Annotated in this window: 15 protein-coding genes and 1 rRNA gene; 2 read left to right on the top strand and 14 right to left on the bottom strand. The window is 67.3% G+C overall.

What is annotated here, in order from left to right; genetic code table 11:
- Nucleotides 1-12: 12 nt before the first annotated feature.
- On the bottom strand, nt 13-1746 hold the full coding sequence (locus tag T336_RS0117980) for an AMP-binding protein (protein WP_026433594.1): 1734 nt from the start codon (nt 1744-1746) through the stop codon (nt 13-15).
- Nucleotides 1747-1929: 183 nt separating this feature from the next.
- Here T336_RS0117980 and T336_RS0117975 point away from each other — a divergent pair, with 183 nt between their 5' ends.
- Complete coding sequence (locus tag T336_RS0117975; protein ID WP_026433593.1) at nt 1930-2982, top strand: AraC family transcriptional regulator; 1053 nt, start codon at nt 1930-1932, stop codon at nt 2980-2982.
- On the opposite strand, the gene T336_RS0117970 is transcribed toward T336_RS0117975, so the two are convergent.
- The 4 genes from T336_RS0117970 to T336_RS0117955 form a co-directional block, all read right to left on the bottom strand.
- On the bottom strand, nt 2970-4532 hold the full coding sequence (locus T336_RS0117970) for a histidine-type phosphatase (protein WP_026433592.1): 1563 nt from the start codon (nt 4530-4532) through the stop codon (nt 2970-2972). The two genes, T336_RS0117975 and T336_RS0117970, sit on opposite strands and share 13 nt — an antisense overlap.
- Nucleotides 4533-4617: 85 nt before the next feature.
- Entirely contained in the window at nt 4618-5337 is a 720-nt protein-coding gene (locus T336_RS0117965) for an HAD family hydrolase (RefSeq protein WP_051647307.1), read from the bottom strand.
- Nucleotides 5338-5708: 371 nt separating this feature from the next.
- Entirely contained in the window at nt 5709-7550 is a 1842-nt protein-coding gene (locus tag T336_RS0117960; protein WP_019704023.1) for an ATP-binding response regulator, read from the bottom strand.
- Between the two features lie 62 nt (nt 7551-7612).
- Nucleotides 7613-8053, bottom strand: a complete 441-nt coding sequence (locus T336_RS0117955) for a YchJ family protein (RefSeq protein WP_019704024.1) — start codon at nt 8051-8053, stop codon at nt 7613-7615.
- A 107-nt stretch (nt 8054-8160) separates the two neighbouring features.
- Here T336_RS0117955 and T336_RS0117950 point away from each other — a divergent pair, with 107 nt between their 5' ends.
- Nucleotides 8161-8664, top strand: a complete 504-nt coding sequence (locus T336_RS0117950; protein ID WP_019704025.1) for a DUF421 domain-containing protein — start codon at nt 8161-8163, stop codon at nt 8662-8664.
- Nucleotides 8665-8704: 40 nt separating this feature from the next.
- Here the strand turns inward: T336_RS0117950 and T336_RS0117945 are convergent, their stop codons facing one another.
- The 9 genes from T336_RS0117945 to rrf all read right to left on the bottom strand — a co-directional run bounded on the left by T336_RS0117945 (nt 8705) and on the right by rrf (nt 17667).
- The gene (locus T336_RS0117945; RefSeq protein WP_019704026.1) at nt 8705-9835 is read right to left on the bottom strand and encodes an acyl-CoA dehydrogenase family protein; all 1131 of its coding nucleotides are present in this window, start codon (nt 9833-9835) and stop codon (nt 8705-8707) included.
- 64 nt (nt 9836-9899) lie between these two features.
- On the bottom strand, nt 9900-11000 hold the full coding sequence (locus tag T336_RS0117940) for an acyltransferase family protein (RefSeq protein ID WP_026433589.1): 1101 nt from the start codon (nt 10998-11000) through the stop codon (nt 9900-9902).
- Nucleotides 11001-11034: 34 nt separating this feature from the next.
- Nucleotides 11035-11733 (bottom strand): SDR family oxidoreductase, encoded by a 699-nt coding sequence (locus tag T336_RS0117935; protein WP_019704028.1) that lies wholly within the window; start codon nt 11731-11733, stop codon nt 11035-11037.
- Nucleotides 11730-12914, bottom strand: coding sequence for an acetyl-CoA C-acyltransferase (locus T336_RS0117930; protein WP_019704029.1), 1185 nt, complete (start codon nt 12912-12914; stop codon nt 11730-11732). Before T336_RS0117930 ends, T336_RS0117935 begins: the two co-directional genes overlap by 4 nt.
- Before the next feature lie 85 nt (nt 12915-12999).
- On the bottom strand, nt 13000-14814 hold the full coding sequence (aceK, locus tag T336_RS0117925; protein ID WP_026433587.1) for a bifunctional isocitrate dehydrogenase kinase/phosphatase: 1815 nt from the start codon (nt 14812-14814) through the stop codon (nt 13000-13002).
- Nucleotides 14815-14854: 40 nt separating this feature from the next.
- Nucleotides 14855-15517: a carbonate dehydratase gene (can, locus tag T336_RS0117920; protein WP_019704031.1), complete on the bottom strand. Its 663-nt coding sequence runs from the start codon at nt 15515-15517 to the stop codon at nt 14855-14857.
- A gap of 30 nt (nt 15518-15547) precedes the next feature.
- The gene (locus T336_RS0117915) at nt 15548-16735 is read right to left on the bottom strand and encodes an isovaleryl-CoA dehydrogenase (RefSeq protein WP_026433586.1); all 1188 of its coding nucleotides are present in this window, start codon (nt 16733-16735) and stop codon (nt 15548-15550) included.
- 97 nt (nt 16736-16832) lie between these two features.
- Complete coding sequence (locus T336_RS0117910) at nt 16833-17246, bottom strand: MerR family transcriptional regulator (protein WP_026433585.1); 414 nt, start codon at nt 17244-17246, stop codon at nt 16833-16835.
- Between the two features lie 308 nt (nt 17247-17554).
- Nucleotides 17555-17667 (bottom strand): 5S ribosomal RNA (gene rrf, locus T336_RS0117905).
- Between the last annotated feature and the right edge of the window lie 183 nt (nt 17668-17850).

The following is a 17850-nucleotide window of genomic DNA, read 5'->3' as shown; positions in this document are numbered from 1 at the left end:
GGGAAAAAGATTTCAGGCAGTGGCGCGCTCGGTCAGGCCGAGCTGCTCCTTCATGGCGTCGCGGATCTTGAATTTCTGGATCTTTCCGGTCACCGTCATCGGGAATTCGGAAACGAACCGGATGTAGCGCGGCACCTTGTAGTGCGCGATCTGGCCCTGGCAGAACGCCCGGATGCCTTCCTCGGTGGGCTGCTCGCCGGGTTTGGCGATGATCCAGGCGCACAGCTCCTCGCCGTACTTCTCGTCGGGCACGCCCACCACCTGCACGTCCTGCACCTGCGGATGCCGGTAGAGGAACTCCTCGATCTCGCGCGGATAGATGTTCTCGCCGCCGCGGATCACCATGTCCTTGATGCGCCCGACGATGTTCACATAGCCCTCGGCATCCATCGTGGCCAGGTCGCCCGTGTGCATCCAGCCCTGCGCGTCGATCGCCTCGCCCGTCTTTTCCGGATCGCCCCAGTAGCCGTGCATCACCGAATAGCCGCGCGTGCAGAGCTCGCCCGAGCGGCCGCGCGGCACGGGCTCGCCGGAATCCGGGTCGATGATCTTCACCTCCAGGTGCGGCTGCACCAGACCCACGGTGGAGACGCGCTTGTCCAGCGGCGTGTCCGTGCTGCTCTGGCAGCTCACGGGGCTGGTCTCGGTCATGCCGTAGGCGATGGTGATCTGCTCCAGGTGCATGTCGCTCACCACGCGCTTCATGACCTCGATCGGGCAAGGGGAGCCGGCCATGATGCCGGTGCGCAGCGTCGAGAGATCGAATTCCGCGAAGCGCGGATGCTGCAGTTCGGCAATGAACATGGTGGGCACGCCATGCAGCCCCGTGCAGCGCTCGGCCTGCACCGTCTCCAGCACCGCCAGCGGATCGAAGCCGTCGCTCGGATAGACGATGGTGCTGCCGTGCGTCACGCAGGCGAGGTTGCCCAGCACCATGCCGAAGCAGTGGTAGAGCGGCACCGGGATGCAGAGCCGGTCTTCCGGCGTGAGGCGCATACACTCGCCGATGAAGAAACCGTTGTTCAGGATGTTGCGGTGCGTGAGCGTCGCGCCCTTGGGAAAGCCGGTGGTGCCGCTCGTGAACTGGATGTTGATGGGGTCCTGCGGATCCAGCGTCTTCGCCACCTCGTCGATGCAGGCGTCCTGCGCATCGCCGCGCGCGAGCAGCTGCGAGAACCGCAGCATTCCGGGCTCCTCGGCGCCCCCCTGCCCCGGCGCGTCGATCCACACCACGGTGCGCAGGTGCGGCAGGCGCCGCGCGGCCAGTTGCCCCGGAGACTGCTGGCTCCACTCGGGCGCCAGTTCACGCAGCATGCCCAGGTAGTCGCTGGTCTTGAAGCGGGCCATCGCCACCAGCGCCTTGCAGCCCACCTTGTTCAGCGCGTACTCGACCTCGGCAGTGCGGTAGGCTGGATTGATGTTGACCAGCACGAGGCCCACCTGCGCGGTGGCGAACTGCATCAGCACCCATTCCGCGTTGTTGTGCGACCAGATACCCACGCGGTCGCCCTTCTGCAGGCCCAGCCCCAGCAGCGCGCCGGCAAGGCGACGCACCTCGGCATGCAGTTCCGCGTAGGTGTAACGCAATTCCTGGTGGCGGCTCACCAGGGCTTCGCGGCCGGGATGGCGCTCCGCCATCCCTGCGAAGAAATCCCCCAGGGTCTGCTCGATCAGGGGAACGCGGGTGTCGCCGCGCACATGGCTGGCGGCGGGCGAAAGGACGGACGGATCGGACGGCTGGGTCACGGCAGTTGTCTCCTGGTCATGCGGTCTCTGGCGGACCGGCGGCCGGCGGTGCGCGGCACATGCGGGGCAACATGCCGGCGGGCACGGCCGCACGGACCAAGCATACGCCCCCGGGCCGCCGCCCGGGCCACCAATCAGGCCACACAGGTTGCAATTCACGCCACAGGGCCGCACACTTCCTGCATGACGACCGAGCCTCCGGCACCTGCCAGCACCGCGCCGCAGCCAGTGGCAGCCACTCCCATGGCCTTCGTCGACGCCATCGTGCATGCCTACTTCCAGCGCGGCATGAGCCCCGCCAATGCCCTCGCAGCGGCACAAATCCCGCCACGCAGCCTGCAGAATCCGCAGGCCCGCATCACCGCCCTGCAGATGGAGGCGTTGTCCGCCGCCGCCATGCGCGAACTCGACGACGAGGCCCTCGGCTGGTTTTCCCGGCGCCTGCCCTGGGGCAGCTACGGCATGCTGGCGCGGGCCTCCATCAGCTCACCCACGCTGGGCATCGCACTGCGCCGCTGGTGCCGCCACCATGCGCTCCTCGCGGAAGACATCGGCCTGCACCTGGATGCCGGGGACGATACCGCCACGCTGTCGCTGTCCGAGCACCGCAGCCTGGGCGTGCTGCGGGAGTTCTGCACCGTCTCCGTGCTGCGCAATGCCCTCGGGCTGGCCTGCTGGTTCATCGACTCCCGGCTGCCGCTGCTGGACGCGTCCTTTCCGTTCCAGCCACCGCCGCATGCCGCGGTCTATCCGCTGCTCTTCGGGGTGGCTCCGCGCTTCGGCGCCCCCCAGGCCCTGCTGCGGTTCGACGCCCGCTACCTCGACCTGCCCCTGCAGCGCGACGAGGACGCGCTGCGGCTGATGCTGCAACGCGCCCTGCCGCTGACCGTGCGCCAGTACCGCCGCGACCGCCTGCTGGTGCAGCGCGTGCGGCAGGCGCTGGCCCACGCACCGGAGTTGTCCCACAGCGCACAGACGCTGGCCACCGCACTGCACGTCTCGCCCCGCACCCTGCACCGCCAGCTCCGGGAGGAAGGCGCCTCGCTGCAGGCCCTGAAGGACGAGGCCCGCCAGCAGCGCGCGCGGGATCTCCTCCAGCGCACGGACCGGCCCGTCAAGGCCGTGGCCCAGGCGGCCGGCTTCGCCAGCGAGAAAAGCTTCATGCGCGCCTTCCGGCAGTGGACGGGGATGTCCCCGACCGCCTACCGGCAGCACCAGCGCGCCTACAGGCCGTAGCAGCGCCTCAGCCCGCCGTACTCGTAATACCGGCTGCCGCCCGCATAGCGTGCCCCCTCGCAGGCCGCCGGGAAATCCACCTCCTGCTCGTTGAACAGCATCTTCACCAGGACCTTGCCGCCCGCGTCGCGCACCACGTCCCACTGCACATTCGTGGCCATCGGGGAGACATCCTCGCCGCGCCAGGGATTGCCGGCATAGACATAGGTCTGCGCACGCGGCACGGGCGTGGACGCATTGCGCAGTCCCAGGCGCGCGGCGAACGGGATCATCACTTCCGCATGGGTGAAGCGCAGCCGTGCCACCCGCCCCAGCTGGCCCTGCGCAATGCGCCCCACCTCGTCGAAGAAGTCCTGCAGCAGCGCCTGCGTGAAGCGGGTCGTGACGCCGCCATACTCGGTCGCGGCCGGGCCCTTTCCGTAGAAGTCGTCGATGTCCTGCAGGTACGCGAAGGTCGGCGCATGCTCCGCGGGCATGTACGCACCGAAATCCACGCCGCCGGTCTCCTGCCGCATGCCCGGCGCGATGATGTAGAGCTCGTAGAGCAGCGCTGCCGCGTCCACGACGCCCTGGATCTTCGTCTTGCCATCGCCGGTCAGCGTGCTCGTGAAGCGGCCGTCCGCGCTCGCGAAGGTGTGCGTGCCATTGTTGGAGAAGCTGTAGCTGCCGGCATCCAGCCTGTCGATGAAAGCCGCGGTGAACACGCGCTCCAGCACCGCCCTCGCATGGGCCCGCACCTCGGGCGTGGCACGCGCCGCCGCCACCTTGGCCGCAGCCTCCGCACCGTAGCCGGCGGCGTCCTTGCCTGCCGCGTAGCGCTGGTAATCCAGGCTGGCGGCCAGCACCGCCGCATGCACGGCGGAGCCATCGGACACCGCATCGCCCGTGGCCGACAGCTTGTGCGGATAGAGCTGGTAGCGGTCCACCACGGCAGGTACGATCGCTCCGGCCACGGCAGGCGCGGCTGCAGCCAGGGACGCTGCGAAGAACTGCGAGCTGTCCACCGCCCGGTCCTGCCCGGAATGCAGCACTTCCACCTGCCGGGGCCGCCCCTGGAAGCTCTGCCCGCTGAACAGCTCGGCATCGCGCTGCACCAGCCGCGCCGCCAACTGGCGATGCTCGGCGATGCCCACCTGGGTCAGGTTGCCGTAGCCCGGTGAGCCGATGCCATCGACGCCCCAGCCCAGCAGGAAATTGGCCCGCATGATCTTCTCGACATCCGGCCCGAGCTGGCGCCCCAGCGGCGTGAGCGCCCCGTCGGCCTGCGCGCGCGTCCACAGATTCAGCACCGCATCGTCGTACTTGAGGCTGGACAGGCCCCGCGAACCATGCCGCGCCACCAGTTCGGCATACACCTTCGAGAAGCCCGGCGGAGGTGCCTCATAGCTGTCCAAGGACTGCCGGGGCTGGTAGGCGGTCTTGGTGGCATAGGCACCGGAAGACGGCACGGGTGCGAGCCCCGCGCCACCACCGCCTCCGCAGGCAGCAAGCGTCAGGGCAAGAAACAGGGCCGGAACGGCCAGGCGGAGCGGAAGGCGGGCGGAGGGCATGGCAGGAGGAAAGCGGGCGCGAAGCCGGCAAGGCTACGCCCGCCATGCGACAGCTCCGTGAATGCCACGGCCAGGCGCCCGCGCCTCAGCCCATGCCGAGGCATGCAGGCAGCAGGTCCATCGCGTCGATCACCTGCACGGCCCCGGCCGCCCGCAGGGCCTCGGCGGGATCGTGGCCCCAGGCCGCAGGGCTGTAGCCCACCACGGTGGCCCCTGCAGCCACGCCCGCCGTGACGCCCGTCACCGTGTCCTCGATGACAAGGCACCGGCCAGGCGGCACCCCCAACGCAGCGGCCGCGGCCAGGTACACGTCCGGAGCCGGCTTGGTACGGGGCATCTCGTGCCCGCTGAACACGCGCCCCTGGAAGTGCGACAGCAGGCCCACCTTCGAGAGCTGCAGCTCCACCTTGTGCCGGTCGGCGCCGGATGCGCAGGCGATGCGCCCCGACGTATGGGCGTGCGCGGCCTCCACGGCCCGCAACGCGCCCGGAATGGCCTCCAGCTCCGCAGCCAGGGCGGCATTGCGCCGCTCGTAGAAAAGGGCCATCCACCCGTCCGTCAGCGGACGGCCCGTCTCCGCCTCGATGCGTGCAGCCTCGCTGCGCACGGCCTTGCCGATGAAGATGCGCATGCACTCCTCGATCGTCAGCGTCCAGCCGGACTCCTCCAGCATGGCACGCAGCACGCGGTGGGTGATCGGCTCGCTGTCCACCAGCACGCCGTCGCAGTCAAAGAGCACGGCATCGACCGGAGGAAGCGCCCGGGGCCGGGCGGAAGGGGGCAGCGACAGGGCGTCGGAGGGCATGGCAAAGATCCGTTGAAGGTGCGCACCAAAAAAAGCGGCGCCCGCCTGGAGCGCCGCAAAGCACACTCGAATCTACAGCATGCAGGCCTGACGCCTGCCGGGGCCGGTACCCGATGCGCCGTCTGTCACATAAAGGGACGGCAAGGCCGCGCGTGGCCCGGGCACCCTGAAGCGACCGGCACGGCCTGCCGTGGAAACGCCGCAGAAAGCGGACGCAAGGCATTGTCGGAAGAACGGGGCCGCTTCCGTACCCCACCGGAGGGGGGTTTTTGTTACCCGGCAGCACATCCGAGGAAGCGGCAGCGCGTTGCTGCCAGATATCACCCGGACGGCGTGTGCCGCTCGGCCTCTCCGTCGCCTGCAGCCAGCCGTCAGGACTTCCCGTCCAGCCAGCGTGCCAGCACGGAATGCAGCGCCTCCGGTACGAGCGGCTTGCGGAAAACGAGATAGCCATCGTCCTCGGCCTGCGCCAGCGGGGCGGCGTCATATTCGCCGCTGACCATCGCTCCGCGCGCGGACGGAAACCGTTCGAGCAGCGCGCGCAGCACGTCGAACCCGCTCTCGCCTCCGCCCAGGCGCTGATCGCACAGCACCACATCCGGTGCCCTGCCGGACGCCGCGTGCTCCAGGGCCTGCGCCCCCGTCGCGGCCATCGCGACATGCAGCCCCCAGGACCGAAGCAGCTCCGCCACGGCGTGGGCCACCTGCGGATCATCTTCCACCACCAGGCAACTGCCCGACAGCGACCCCAGGCGCTGCTGCCAAGGGGGAAGCGGCACCACCGCCGAAGCCGCCGGGGAGTTCGCGCTCCGCGGTGCGGCTTCCACCGCCTCCACCACCAGCCAGAAGCAAGAGCCGCGTCCCGGCCGGGATTCGAAACCGTACTCCGCATCGATCAGCCGCGCCGACCGGGCCACCACCGACAGTCCCAGGCCATGGCCCGCGACTTCCTGCGTCCAGCGCGCCTCGCCCCGGTAGAAGGGCGCATAGATGCGGTGCCGGTCTTCCGGCGGCACGCCCGGGCCGGTGTCCCAGACCTCGATGCGCCAGACCCCCCGCCGCATCCGCGCGCCGATCAGCACGCCACCTGCGCGCGTATAGCGCAGTGCGTTCTGCACCAGGTTGAAAACCATCTGCCGCAGCAGCGCCGCATCGGCACGCACGATGGCCGGCCGATTCCGCGGCAGATGGACCTCCAGCCGCAGGCCGCGATGGCGTGCATCCGGACCGAACACCGTGGACACGTCGCGCAATACCTCAGCGAGGGAGACATCCTCCTGGACGACGGCATAGGCCCCGGACTCCAGCCGGGACAGATCCAGCAGCGCATTGAAAAGGAAGGTCAGCGAGCGGGCGCAGTCCTGGATCCCCTCCAGCACCGGCACCAGCCGCGCGTCGGCGTTGCGCTGCTGCGCCGACTCCACCAGCAGCCCCATCGCATGCAGCGGCTGCCGCAGGTCATGGCTGGCCGTGGAAAGAAAGCGGTTCTTCTCCTCCAGTGCGCGCTCGGCCTGCTCCTTGGCGGCAAGGTAGCGCTCGGCCAGTTGCAGGCGCTGGCGCTCCATCTCGACCTGCTGCACGACGAAGCGCCGCGAACCCCACGCATGCCGCAAGATCACGCCGCCATAGAGCACGGTCAATGGCAGCATGGCCTGCCAGCGATCGGGAAAATACCAGACCGCGGCCGCCAGCGTGGGCCCGTAGATCGCCGCGAAGAACGGAAAGAACACCCGTGGATGCGGCGCCAGGAAAGTGGTCCCCACCGCGAGCACCGCGCAGATGACGAGGTACGTCAGCAACCGGAATTCCAGCGGAGCAGTTTGCGTGAGCAGGATGGGAACTGCCCAGCACGCGCCATCCGCCGCCGCCATTGCCTGGAAAGCCCCTTCCCAGCGAGGGACCACCACGTGGTCGGGCAACGCGGCATCCCGGCGGAAGCGCCGCAGCAGGAAGAGCAGCAGGCAGACGACGACGAGAAAACTCCCCCACCACACCAGCATGTGTACGGCCGGGGCACCGTTGCGCGCGTACAGCCATGTCAGCACACCGGGGATCACGAGGGCAGGAATCTCGGAGGTCCCTCCCCGCGATGCGAGCGAGTCCAGCAACCGGCGGCGCACCGCCAGATCGAGCCCGGCACCGGATGCCTGGGCGTCATCGCTGCCGTCGTCGCGCCACGCATCGGGATACAGGCTGTCAGGAGCAGTGGGCATCGTATGGCAATGAGTGGATGAAGGGGCTCGATCAGGACCAGCCGGGGTGGAGCAGACCGGCATCAGCCGCGCGGAAACTCGCCATCCACATAGAACCAGCGCCCACCCTCGCGCACGAAGCGGCTCCGCTCGTGCAGGCGGTGGGCCCGCCCGCCCGCGTCGCGCTGGCGGGCCACGAACTCCACCTCGGCCCGGTCCTCACCCAGCGGACGGTGCGATCGCACCTCGAGCCCGAGCCAGCGCACGCCCGGCTCGAACGCCACCGATGGCGGCCGGTGCTCCGCGGCCCAGGTGGCGCGCAGGTAGTCCGCATTCCCCTGCACGAAGGCGGTGTAGCGCGACCGCATCAGGCTCTCGGCATCGGGCGCGGGGCAGGCGTCCCGATGGTCGATGTACCTGCCGCAGCAAGCCGCATAGGACAGCGGCGTGCGCCGGCTGGAAAGCCGCCCGCAGGGGCACTCGGAAGGGGGAGAGGAGGAACGGGACACGGCGACCACCGGCATGGGAACGGGGACGCATTCTTGCAGATGCCCGCCCATCCGCGACCAATGGCACACTCCCGGGCGGGCCGGCACGCATGGCGGGCCCCTTCTTTTCCTGGAGATCGACAATGTGGGCTCTGAGCGTGCCATGGTGGGAATTCATCCTGCGCGGCGTGGTGGTGTATGCATTCCTGCTGACGTTCCTGCGGCTCACGGGCAAGCGCCAGACAGGTCAGTTCGCGCCGTTCGACCTCGTGCTGCTGCTCATCCTGTCGAATGCGGTGCAGAACTCCATGAATGCAGGCGACAACTCGCTGATCGGCGGGCTCATCTCGGCACTCACGCTTATCTGCTGCCACGTGGTGCTGGCCCGGGCCACCTTCCGTTTCCCGCGGCTCGCCCACCTGGTGGACGGCCGTCCACAGACCCTGGTGGACAACGGCCGCGTGGACCGGCTCCTCATGCGCCGGGAACTGCTGTCCGCGGAAGACCTCGCCGCCGCACTGCGCGCCGGCGGCTGCCTGCACCTGCACGAAGTGGAGCGCGCGACCATCGAGACCAACGGCCAGATCACCGTGGTGCTGCGCGAGCGCAGCAGCGCCGGTGGCGGAGGCATCGCGGACCGCGCGTGAACAGCGCACCGCCACGCATCGCGGCTCCCGCAATCCGCGCTCAGGCCAGCGCGCGGGTGATGAGGATCTTCTGCACGTCGCTGGTGCCCTCGTAGATCTGGCACACCCGCACATCGCGATAGATGCGCTCCACGGGAAAGTCATTCACCACCCCGTAGCCGCCCAGCGTCTGTATGGCTGCACTGCACACACGCTCGGCCATCTCGCTCGCGAACAGCTTGGCCATGGCGGCCTCCTTCAGGCAGGGGCGCCCCGCATCCCGCAGGGCCGCCGCGTGCCAGATCAGCTGGCGGGCGGCTTCGAGCTGCGTCGCGCAATCGGCCAGCCGGAATCCCACGGCCTGGTGCTGGAAGATCGGCTGGCCGAAACTCTCGCGCTCCTTCGCATACTGCACGGCCACGTCGAAGGCGCTGCGCGCCATGCCCACGCTCTGCGCCGCGATGCCGATGCGCCCTCCTTCCAGGGCACCCAGCGCGATCTTGTAGCCCTCGCCCTCGGCGCCGATCCGGTTCTCCACCGGAATGCGGCATCCCTCGAAAAGGATCTGCGCCGTATCGCTGCTGTGCTGGCCCAGCTTGTCCTCCAGCCGCGCCACGACGTAGCCGGGCGCATCGGTGGGCACGATGAACGCGCTCATGCCGCGCTTGCCGGCGGCGCGGTCGGTCACCGCGATCACGATCGCCACCTGCCCGTTCCTGCCGCTCGTGATGAACTGCTTCACGCCGTCGATGACGTACTCGTCCCCCTGCCGCACTGCCGTGGTACGCAGCGCCGAGGCATCCGAGCCGACATGGGGCTCGGTCAGGCAGAAAGCCCCCAGCATCTCGCCGCGTGCCAGTGGCTCGAGCCACCGGCGCTTCTGCGCCTCGCTGCCGTAGCGCATCAGGATCGCATTGACCGGGCAGTTGGTCACGCTGATCGCCGTGCTCGTGCCGCCGTCACCCGCCGCGATCTCCTCCAGCACCAGCGCCAGCGACAGGTAATCCAGCCCGGCGCCGCCGTGCTCCTCCGGCACGCAGATGCCATATGCCCCCAGGGCTGCAAGGCCCCGGTGCGCATCGCGGGGAAACAGGTGCTCCTTGTCCCAGCGGGCCGCATGCGGCCACAACTCCGTCTGCGCGAAATCGCGCACCGCGTCGCGGATCATCTCCTGGTCCTGCGTCAACAGCATGTGCTTGTCTCCATATCGTTAGAAAGAAAAAAGGACGGTGCCGGCCGGATACAGCATCCCATCTTCATTGCGCCGGACGGTGGATGTCCGGCCGCCGGGCGCCGCGCAACCAGCTCACCAAGCGGCGACCTTGCCATATGCCGGGCTTTTCCACGCAGTACCAAGAAAAAGCGGCCATGGCGAAAGTCAGCGCCAGGGACAGCGCGAGGCAGACAGCCAAGCCCCACCCTCGGCGCAGGCATATTTCCGTCATCGCCTGCTGGATCGGGAAGGCATAGATATAGACGCCATACGAGAAATCCTCGCGCGGGAAACCGTTCCATCGCCAGCGGCGCACTCCGGCGTGGGCCAGCCAGAACGTGCCGGCCGCCACCATCGCCCAGACCCCCATCTGCACCTTCCCCGCTCCGGTGGCGACGGACGCAATCCATGCACCGCAGGCGGCTGCGACCCACATCCACGCATGGGTGCGCACCCGGTACGCCGCGCAGGAGCAGCCCAGCAGGAACAGCACGCCGAGCGCGGACACCTCGGACGCGCCGAACAACTCGGACAGCCAGGCAGGCCCCGCAACACCGGCGCCCATGCGGCGGGCCAGAAACCACCATGCCGCCATCCCCAGCGCCGCCACCGGAAAGATCCAGCGCCGCCGCAGCCCTCCCGCCACGCCAGCCACCGACAGCAACAAGTACATGAGCAGCTCATAGCGGATCGACCACAGCGAGCCGTTCACCGCCCGGGCAAAAGGATTGGATTCGAACACGCCGGGCAGCACCTGCACCGTCGCGATGCCCGCCGCATTGTTGAAGAAATTGAGCCACGTGCCTGGGTGCGTCCAATATTCCGTGGTCGGCAACCGCGTCATCGCCCAACCCACCACGCATACGGAAAACGCGCTCGCGACGACCAATCCAGGAAAGATGCGCGCCACGCGCTTCACCCAGAAAACACCCAGCGCAGGCTCCCGCTCCCAGCTTTGGAAAACCAGGTATCCGCTGATGAAGAAGAAGCAATAGACGGCCAGCGAACCCAGGGTGTGCCCAGGGAACGGAACCGGCAGCGTTAAGCGGTAGAGGAACTCGCCATGCGACAGCAGCACCGCGACGGCAGCCGCCAGCCGGAGCAGATTGAAGCGATTGTCCCCATGGGACACCGGCGCGCTCACGCGGCCACCTCCGCCATCCCGCCAGGGCCGGCACTCACCATTGCATCGCCCTTCTCCCATCGTGGTGCAGCAACCGCCCCCGGTCACCCGGGGTGACGCTCCCCAGCACGGCTCGCATGCGCTCGACACTCTCCGCCACCTCCAGCGCGCCGCCCGCCCCACCCATGTCCGTACGCACCCAGCCCGGGTCCAGCGTGACGAGCGTCGCCTGGGGATAGTCGTGCTGCGCGGCCGCCACGGCCATGTTCAGCGCGGCCTTGCTCGTGCGGTACAGCCACGACCCGCTGTTGGGCACACTGCCGATCAGCGACATCGAGGACGAGAGGAACGCGAACACGCCACGGGCTTCCGACACCAGGGGCGCCACCTGTGGCAGCGCCTGCATCGCGCCGAGCACGTTGGTATGCATCACTGCATCGAAATCCTCCTGCGTCGGCGGCGTGAGCGCTCCAGGGCGGCGGATCACGCCGGCCACATACAGCGCCAGGCCGATCTTCTCGCCATCGAGCTGCCAGGCCAGGCCGCTCACGCTGGCCGGCAGGGCGACATCCACCGTCAGCACCTCGGCGCCCAGCGCGCCCACGCGTGCGCGTCCGGCCTCATCGCGCACCGTCGCGATCACGCGCCGCCCCGCCTCGCGGTACTGGCGCACGAACTCCAGGCCGATGCCCCGCGACGCCCCGATCACCAGCACCGGATGGCGGGAGCGATCCTCCGGCACGGACGCGTTCACACCAGCTCGATCGCCATGGCCGTGCCTTCGCCACCGCCGATGCACAGCGTGGCCAGCCCGCGCCGCTTGCCGCGCGCCTTCAACGCATGGATCAGGGTCACGATGATGCGGGCCCCGCTCGCGCCGATCGGGTGCCCCAGCGCACAGGCCCCGCCGTTCACGTTCACGATGTCGTGCGCCACGTCCAGCTCCTTCATGAGCGCCATGGGCACCACTGCAAAGGCTTCGTTCACCTCCCAGAGGTCCACGTCCTGCACGCTCCAGCCGGCCTGGGCCAGCGCCTTCTGCGTGGCGCCCACGGGCGCGGTAGTGAACCAATTGGGCTCCTGCGCATGCATGGCATGGCCCGCGATGCGCGCGATCGGCACGGCGCCGAGGCGACGGGCCGTGGACTCGCGCACCATCACCAGCGCCGCTGCGCCGTCGTTGATGCTCGAGCTCGATGCCGCGGTGATGGTCCCGTCCTTCTTGAACGCCGGCTTGAGCGTCGGAATCTTGTCCAGCCGCACCTTGCCCGGCCCCTCGTCCACCGACACCACCGTCTCGCCGGCACGCGTCTTCACAGTTACCGGGGCAATCTCCGCCGCGAAGGCGCCGGACTCCGTCGCCGCCTTCGCGCGCTGCACGCTCGCCACGGCGAATGCATCCTGCTGCTCGCGGGTGAATCCATACTTCGCCGCACAGTCCTCGCCGAACGTCCCCATCGAGCGTCCAGGCTCGTAGGCGTCCTCCAGCCCGTCGAGCATCATGTGGTCGAAGATGCGGTCGTGGCCCAGCCGGTAGCCGCCGCGGCCCTTCTGCAGCAGATAGGGCGCATTCGTCATGCTCTCCATCCCGCCGGCCACGATCACCTCGTGCGTCCCTGCGAGGAGCATGTCGTGCGCGAACATCGCGGCCTTCATGCCCGAGCCGCACATCTTGCTCAGCGTGACGGCTCCGGCGCTCTTGGGCAGCCCGCCCTTGAACCCGGCCTGGCGGGCCGGCGCCTGCCCCTGCCCCGCCATCAGGCAATTGCCGAACAGCACTTCGCCGACGCTCTCCGGCGCGATGCCCGCGCGCTCCACGGCCGCCCGGATCGCCACGCCTCCCAGGTCATGGGCGGCCAGGCCCGAGAAATCGCCCTGGAAAGCCCCCATGGGCGTGCGTGCGGCACCGATGATGACGATGGGATCTTGCTGCATTCGGAGTCTCCTGTGAAATGTCTGGGTACGGGTCAGGGAAGAACGGCACAGCGGGCAGGCCCGGCCGCGCCGCGCGGCATGGGAGTCAGGCCGGCGAGCCGGTGCCCGAGCCGACGCCGAAGCGCCGCTCGGGGTCATAAGGAAATACGTCGTACATGTGCCCGGCCTGTATGCGCTCCTTGTGCGACTGCCAGAAGACCGGATCGAGCAGGTCCGCATGGTGGCGCATGAACACCTCCCGCACGGCATCGTTGCCCAGCAGGAAAGGGCCGAAGGTTTCGGGAAACACGTCGCGCGGTCCCACGGCCCACCAGACCTCGCCCGAAAGCTCGTCTTCTTCATTGCGCGGGGCCGGCACTTTGCGGAAATGGCAATCGGTGAGGTATTCGATCTCGTCGTAGTCGTAGAAAACGACCTTGCCGTTGCGGGTGACGCCGAAGTTCTTCCAGAGCATGTCGCCGGGAAAGATGTTGGCCGCCACGAGGTCCTTGATCGCATTGCCGTACTCGACAACGCTGCGCTCCATCTGCTGCCGCGCGCGCACGTCGTGCGGACCGGCATCGAACGCCTCCTGCAGATAGATGTTCAGGGGAATCATGCGCCGCTCGATGTACACATGCTTGAGGATCACCTCGACATTCCCGTCGCCGTCGCGGTCGCTGATCTCCAGCTGGCTGGGCGCGAACTTCTCGATCTCGGCGATCAGATCGTCCTCGAAACGCTCGCGCGGGAAAGCCACCTCGCTGTATTCCAGCGTGTCCGCCATGCGCCCCACCCGGTCATGCTGCTTCACCAGCAGGTACTTGCCCTTGATCTGCTCCCGCGTGGTGTCCTTCTGCGGCGGGTAGTAGTCCTTGATGACCTTGAACACGAACGGGAACGACGGCAGGTCGAACACCAGCATCACCATCCCCTTGATACCCGGCGCGATGCGGAAACGATCGCTCGAATAGCGCAGGTGGTGCAGGAAGTCCCGGTAGAAGAGCGTCTTGCCCTGCTTGGCCAGCCCCAGGGCGTTGTAGAGCTCCGCCCGCGGCTTGCGGGGCATCAGGCTGCGCAGGAACTGCACATACGCGCTCGGAATCTCCATGTCCACCATGAAATAGGCCCGGGCGAAGCTGAACAGCATCTGCAGGTCGTCCTCGCCGAACAGCGCCGCGTCGATCACGTAGCGGCCATCGGTGCCGTGCAGGATGGGCAGCGCGAAAGCGAGTTCCTGGAATCCGTTGATCACCTTGCCCACCACGTACGCGCCCTTGTTGCGGTAGAACAGGCTGGACAACACCTGGATCTGGAAATTCGCGCGCCACTTCGCCGGCCCGAGCCGGGGGCGCATCACCTCCGCCACGCGCGCTGCGTCGCGCGCCAGATCCTCGAATTCGCCCTGCAGCTGGAAGTTGTCCACGACGCGCACCAGCGTCTCCTGCAGCGTCTCCGGCGAAGGGTAGTAGGCCCGGTAGGTCGGCCGCGCCCCGGGCTCGTCGTTCTCCAGATACTCCGTGCTGATGGCCGGCCGCACGAAAATGAAGTCGTTGTGGAAGTGCGTGCGGTGCAGGATCTTGGTCGTGACCGAGTTGAAGAACGTCTCGGCCAGCTCGGGCTGCCGGTGCCCCACCAGCAGGCCGATGTAATGGAGCTTCACCTGGTACCACACGTCCATCGGCTGCGCCCCCGCGGAAAACTCCTTCTCGAGCCTGCGCACGCACTCCTTCACGCGCAGGTCGTAGAACTCGATGCGCTCGCGCTGCGCGCGTTGCTGGCTCGACCAGTCGGACGTCTCGAAGCGATGCTTCGCGCGCGCCGACTCGGCACGGAACAGCCGGTAATGGCGATTGAAGCCGTCCATCATCGCCTGCGCGATGCCGTATGCGGCCGGAGAATCGAGACGCCGTGGGAACATGGCTGGTTGCTCCATCGACACGTTGCCGGAAGGTGGTGGCCTATCCCCGCAGGCGGTTGGCCACGCCCTGGATCGCCGCCTTGTACACGGAATCCAGTCCCTGGATGCCCGACACCGTCATGTGGAGGTTATTGATCAGCCCGTCCTTGAGGCCGTAGCACCAGCCGTGCAGCGTCACCTTCTGCCCCCGGCCCCAGGCATCGGCCATCACCGTCGTCTGTGCCACGTTCACCACCTGCTCGATGGCATTGAGCTCGCACAGGACGTCGAGCTGCAACTCCGCCGGCGTGGCGGCGATCAACTCCTTGTGGCGGTCCCGGACATCCTTCACATGGCGTATCCAGTTGTCGGCCAGCCCCACGCGAACGCCTTCCAGCGCCGCGCGCACGCCGCCGCAGCCGTAATGGCCCACGACCATCAGGTGCTCCACCAGCAACTGGTCCACCGCGTACTGGATGGTCGAGAGGCAGTTCAGGTCCGTGGGCACCACCACGTTCGCTACGTTCCGGTGCACGAACACCTCCCCCGGCTCCAGCCCCGTGATCTGGTTGGCCGGCACCCGGCTGTCCGAGCAGCCCACCCACATGTACCGGGGCTTCTGCTGCGCCATCAGCTCCGTGAAAAAGCCCGGGCGCTCCCGTTCCATCTGTGCGGCCCACGCGCGGTTGTGGACGAACAGTTCATCGATGCTGGGAGCGGTCATCAGGCTTCTTTCTGGAGCGTTGTACAAAAGTCAGGCGGTCTCGGCGAACAGTTCCCGGCCGATCAGCATGCGGCGGATCTCGCTGGTGCCGGCGCCGATCTCGTAGAGTTTCGCATCCCGCCAGAGGCGGCCGAGCGGGTACTCGTTGATGTATCCGTTGCCACCGAAGATCTGGATGCCCTCGCCGGCCATCCATGTCGCCTTCTCCGCGCACCACAGGATGACCGAGGCGCAGTCCTTGCGCACCTGCCGGACGTGCTCCGTGCCGAGCATGTCCAGGTTCTTCGCCACGGTGTAGGCAAAGGAGCGCCCCGCCTGGAGCACCGTGTACATGTCCGCCACCTTGCCCTGGATGAGCTGGAACTCGCCGATGCTCTGGCCGAACTGCCTGCGGTCATGGATGTAGGGCACCACGTTGTCCATCACGGACTGCATGATGCCCAGCGGACCACCGGTGAGCACTGCGCGCTCGTAGTCCAGCCCGCTCATGAGCACCTTCGCGCCGCCGTTCACCTGGCCAAGCACCTGGGAGGCTGGCACCTCCACGTTCTCGAACACCAGCTCCCCGGTGTGGCTGCCGCGCATGCCCAGCTTGTCGAGCTTCTGCGCAATGCTGAAGCCCTTCATGCCTTTCTCGATCAGGAAGGCGGTGACGCCGCGCGCCCCCAGTTCCGGCTCCGTCTTGGCATAGACCACCTGCGTATCGGCATCCGGGCCGTTCGTAATCCACATCTTGCTGCCGTTGAGCAGGTAATAACCGCCCTTGTCTTCGGCCCGGAGCTTCATGCTGATGACATCCGAACCCGCGCCAGGTTCGCTCATGGCCAGGGCGCCGACATGCTCGCCGGACACCAGCTTCGGCAGGTACTTGCGCTTTTGCTCCTCCGAGCCGTTGCGGTGGATCTGGTTCACGCACAGATTGCTGTGGGCACCGTAGGAGAGCCCCACCGACGCGCTGGCGCGGGAAATCTCCTCCATCGCCACCATGTGGGCAAGGTAGCCCATCTGCGCACCGCCATAGGCTTCGGAGACCGTGATGCCCAGCACTCCCAGCTCGCCCATCTTGCGCCAGAGATCCATCGGAAACTGATCGTCCCGATCGATCTCTCCGGCGCGGGGCGCAATCTCGGCCTGCGCGAACTCCCGCACGGCATCGCGCAGCGCGTCGATGTCTTCACCCAATTGAAAGTTCAGTCCGGGCAACGAGGAAATGCTCATAGGGTTGTCTCCTTGAAGGGTTGCAAAGCTGCCTTGGGCGCGCCTGCGGCCACAGCAGGCTGCACGGCAGGAGCAATGACGTTTACGTAAACGTCAATTATGGAGCATTCCGGCTCTTGCTGGATTTCTCCACCTTGGAGAGCAGCGATCGCGCCTCTCTTTCGTGTTCCCGGATCTCGTCGAGGTTGGCCTGCAGGTCCGCCATCTGTTCTTCCAATTGCTGCCGATGGCTCGCCAGCACATCCAGGAACTTTCTCAGCTGCACGCCGGTATCCCTGGGGCTGTCATACAGGTCGATGATGGATTTGGCCTCCGCCAGCGAGAGGCCCAGACGTTTCGCACGCAGCGTCAATCGCAGTCGCGTGCGGTCCCTGGCAGAGTAGATACGCGTGCGGCCTCCTGGCCCGGAACGCTCGGGCTGGAGCAGCCCCATGTCTTCATAGAAGCGCATCGCACGCGTCGTGAGGTCGAACTCTTTGGCGAGATCGCTGATGGTGTAGGTGACGGCCATGGAGAGGGACAACAGGAAGTGGAGACAGCAGAACGTGCGCTTCGCCTTACGTTGACGTGCACGTCAATCGTACCGTAGCCCTCACCAAAGCCCGTTGCGGATGCGCCAGATCCTCGCAAGCACACGCGCCAAGCCGGGACGAAGACCGCCACGAATCACAAGGGGAGAACTGTTGGGCCGCCCAAAAACGGATTTCACGTCATTGCGACGTGCAGCGGCTGCCACGCGCGTAAAACGCAGCGACTTGAATGCAAAAAGCAAAACGCCCCCAGACCGGTGAGGATCTGAGGGCGGCTTGGGCTGTAGGAGCCTGACGATGACCTACTTTCACACGGGAACCCGCACTATCATCGGCGCAAAGTCGTTTCACTGTCCTGTTCGGGATGGGAAGGAGTGGGACCAACTTGCTATGGTCATCAGGCATAAAGGGTTGCTGTCCTGGTTTGTGGTCAGGACGGCGAATTCATAGAGCAAATCAGCTTTTGGTTTTGATTGCGTCACTTGGCATAACAACCTTGACGGTGTTGTCAAAGTTATAGGGTCAAGCCGCACGAGCAATTAGTACTGGTTAGCTTAAGCGCTTGCACGCCTTCCACACCCAGCC

The sequence above is a fragment of the Paracidovorax oryzae ATCC 19882 genome (genome assembly GCF_000687165.1).
Classification (GTDB): Bacteria; Pseudomonadota; Gammaproteobacteria; order Burkholderiales; family Burkholderiaceae_C; genus Paracidovorax; species Paracidovorax oryzae.
Note: the sequence above shows the minus strand (reverse complement) of the source record. Positions and strands in the feature narration are given on the sequence as shown.

Excerpts from the sequence above, each read along its gene's own strand:
- T336_RS0117945 (WP_019704026.1), bottom strand. The coding sequence starts at position 9,835 with ATGCTGTTGACGCAGGACCAGGAGATGATCCGCGACGCGGTGCGCGAT.
- T336_RS0117960 (WP_019704023.1), bottom strand. The coding sequence starts at position 7,550 with ATGCCCACTGCTCCTGACAGCCTGTATCCCGATGCGTGGCGCGACGAC.
- T336_RS0117930 (WP_019704029.1), bottom strand. The coding sequence starts at position 12,914 with ATGCAGCAAGATCCCATCGTCATCATCGGTGCCGCACGCACGCCCATG.
- T336_RS0117970 (WP_026433592.1), bottom strand. The coding sequence starts at position 4,532 with ATGCCCTCCGCCCGCCTTCCGCTCCGCCTGGCCGTTCCGGCCCTGTTT.
- T336_RS0117950 (WP_019704025.1), top strand. The coding sequence starts at position 8,161 with ATGTGGGCTCTGAGCGTGCCATGGTGGGAATTCATCCTGCGCGGCGTG.
- T336_RS0117955 (WP_019704024.1), bottom strand. The coding sequence starts at position 8,053 with ATGCCGGTGGTCGCCGTGTCCCGTTCCTCCTCTCCCCCTTCCGAGTGC.
- T336_RS0117965 (WP_051647307.1), bottom strand. The coding sequence starts at position 5,337 with ATGCCCTCCGACGCCCTGTCGCTGCCCCCTTCCGCCCGGCCCCGGGCG.
- T336_RS0117910 (WP_026433585.1), bottom strand. The coding sequence starts at position 17,246 with ATGGCCGTCACCTACACCATCAGCGATCTCGCCAAAGAGTTCGACCTC.
- T336_RS0117915 (WP_026433586.1), bottom strand. The coding sequence starts at position 16,735 with ATGAGCATTTCCTCGTTGCCCGGACTGAACTTTCAATTGGGTGAAGAC.
- can (WP_019704031.1), bottom strand. The coding sequence starts at position 15,517 with ATGACCGCTCCCAGCATCGATGAACTGTTCGTCCACAACCGCGCGTGG.
- aceK (WP_026433587.1), bottom strand. The coding sequence starts at position 14,814 with ATGTTCCCACGGCGTCTCGATTCTCCGGCCGCATACGGCATCGCGCAG.
- T336_RS0117975 (WP_026433593.1), top strand. The coding sequence starts at position 1,930 with ATGACGACCGAGCCTCCGGCACCTGCCAGCACCGCGCCGCAGCCAGTG.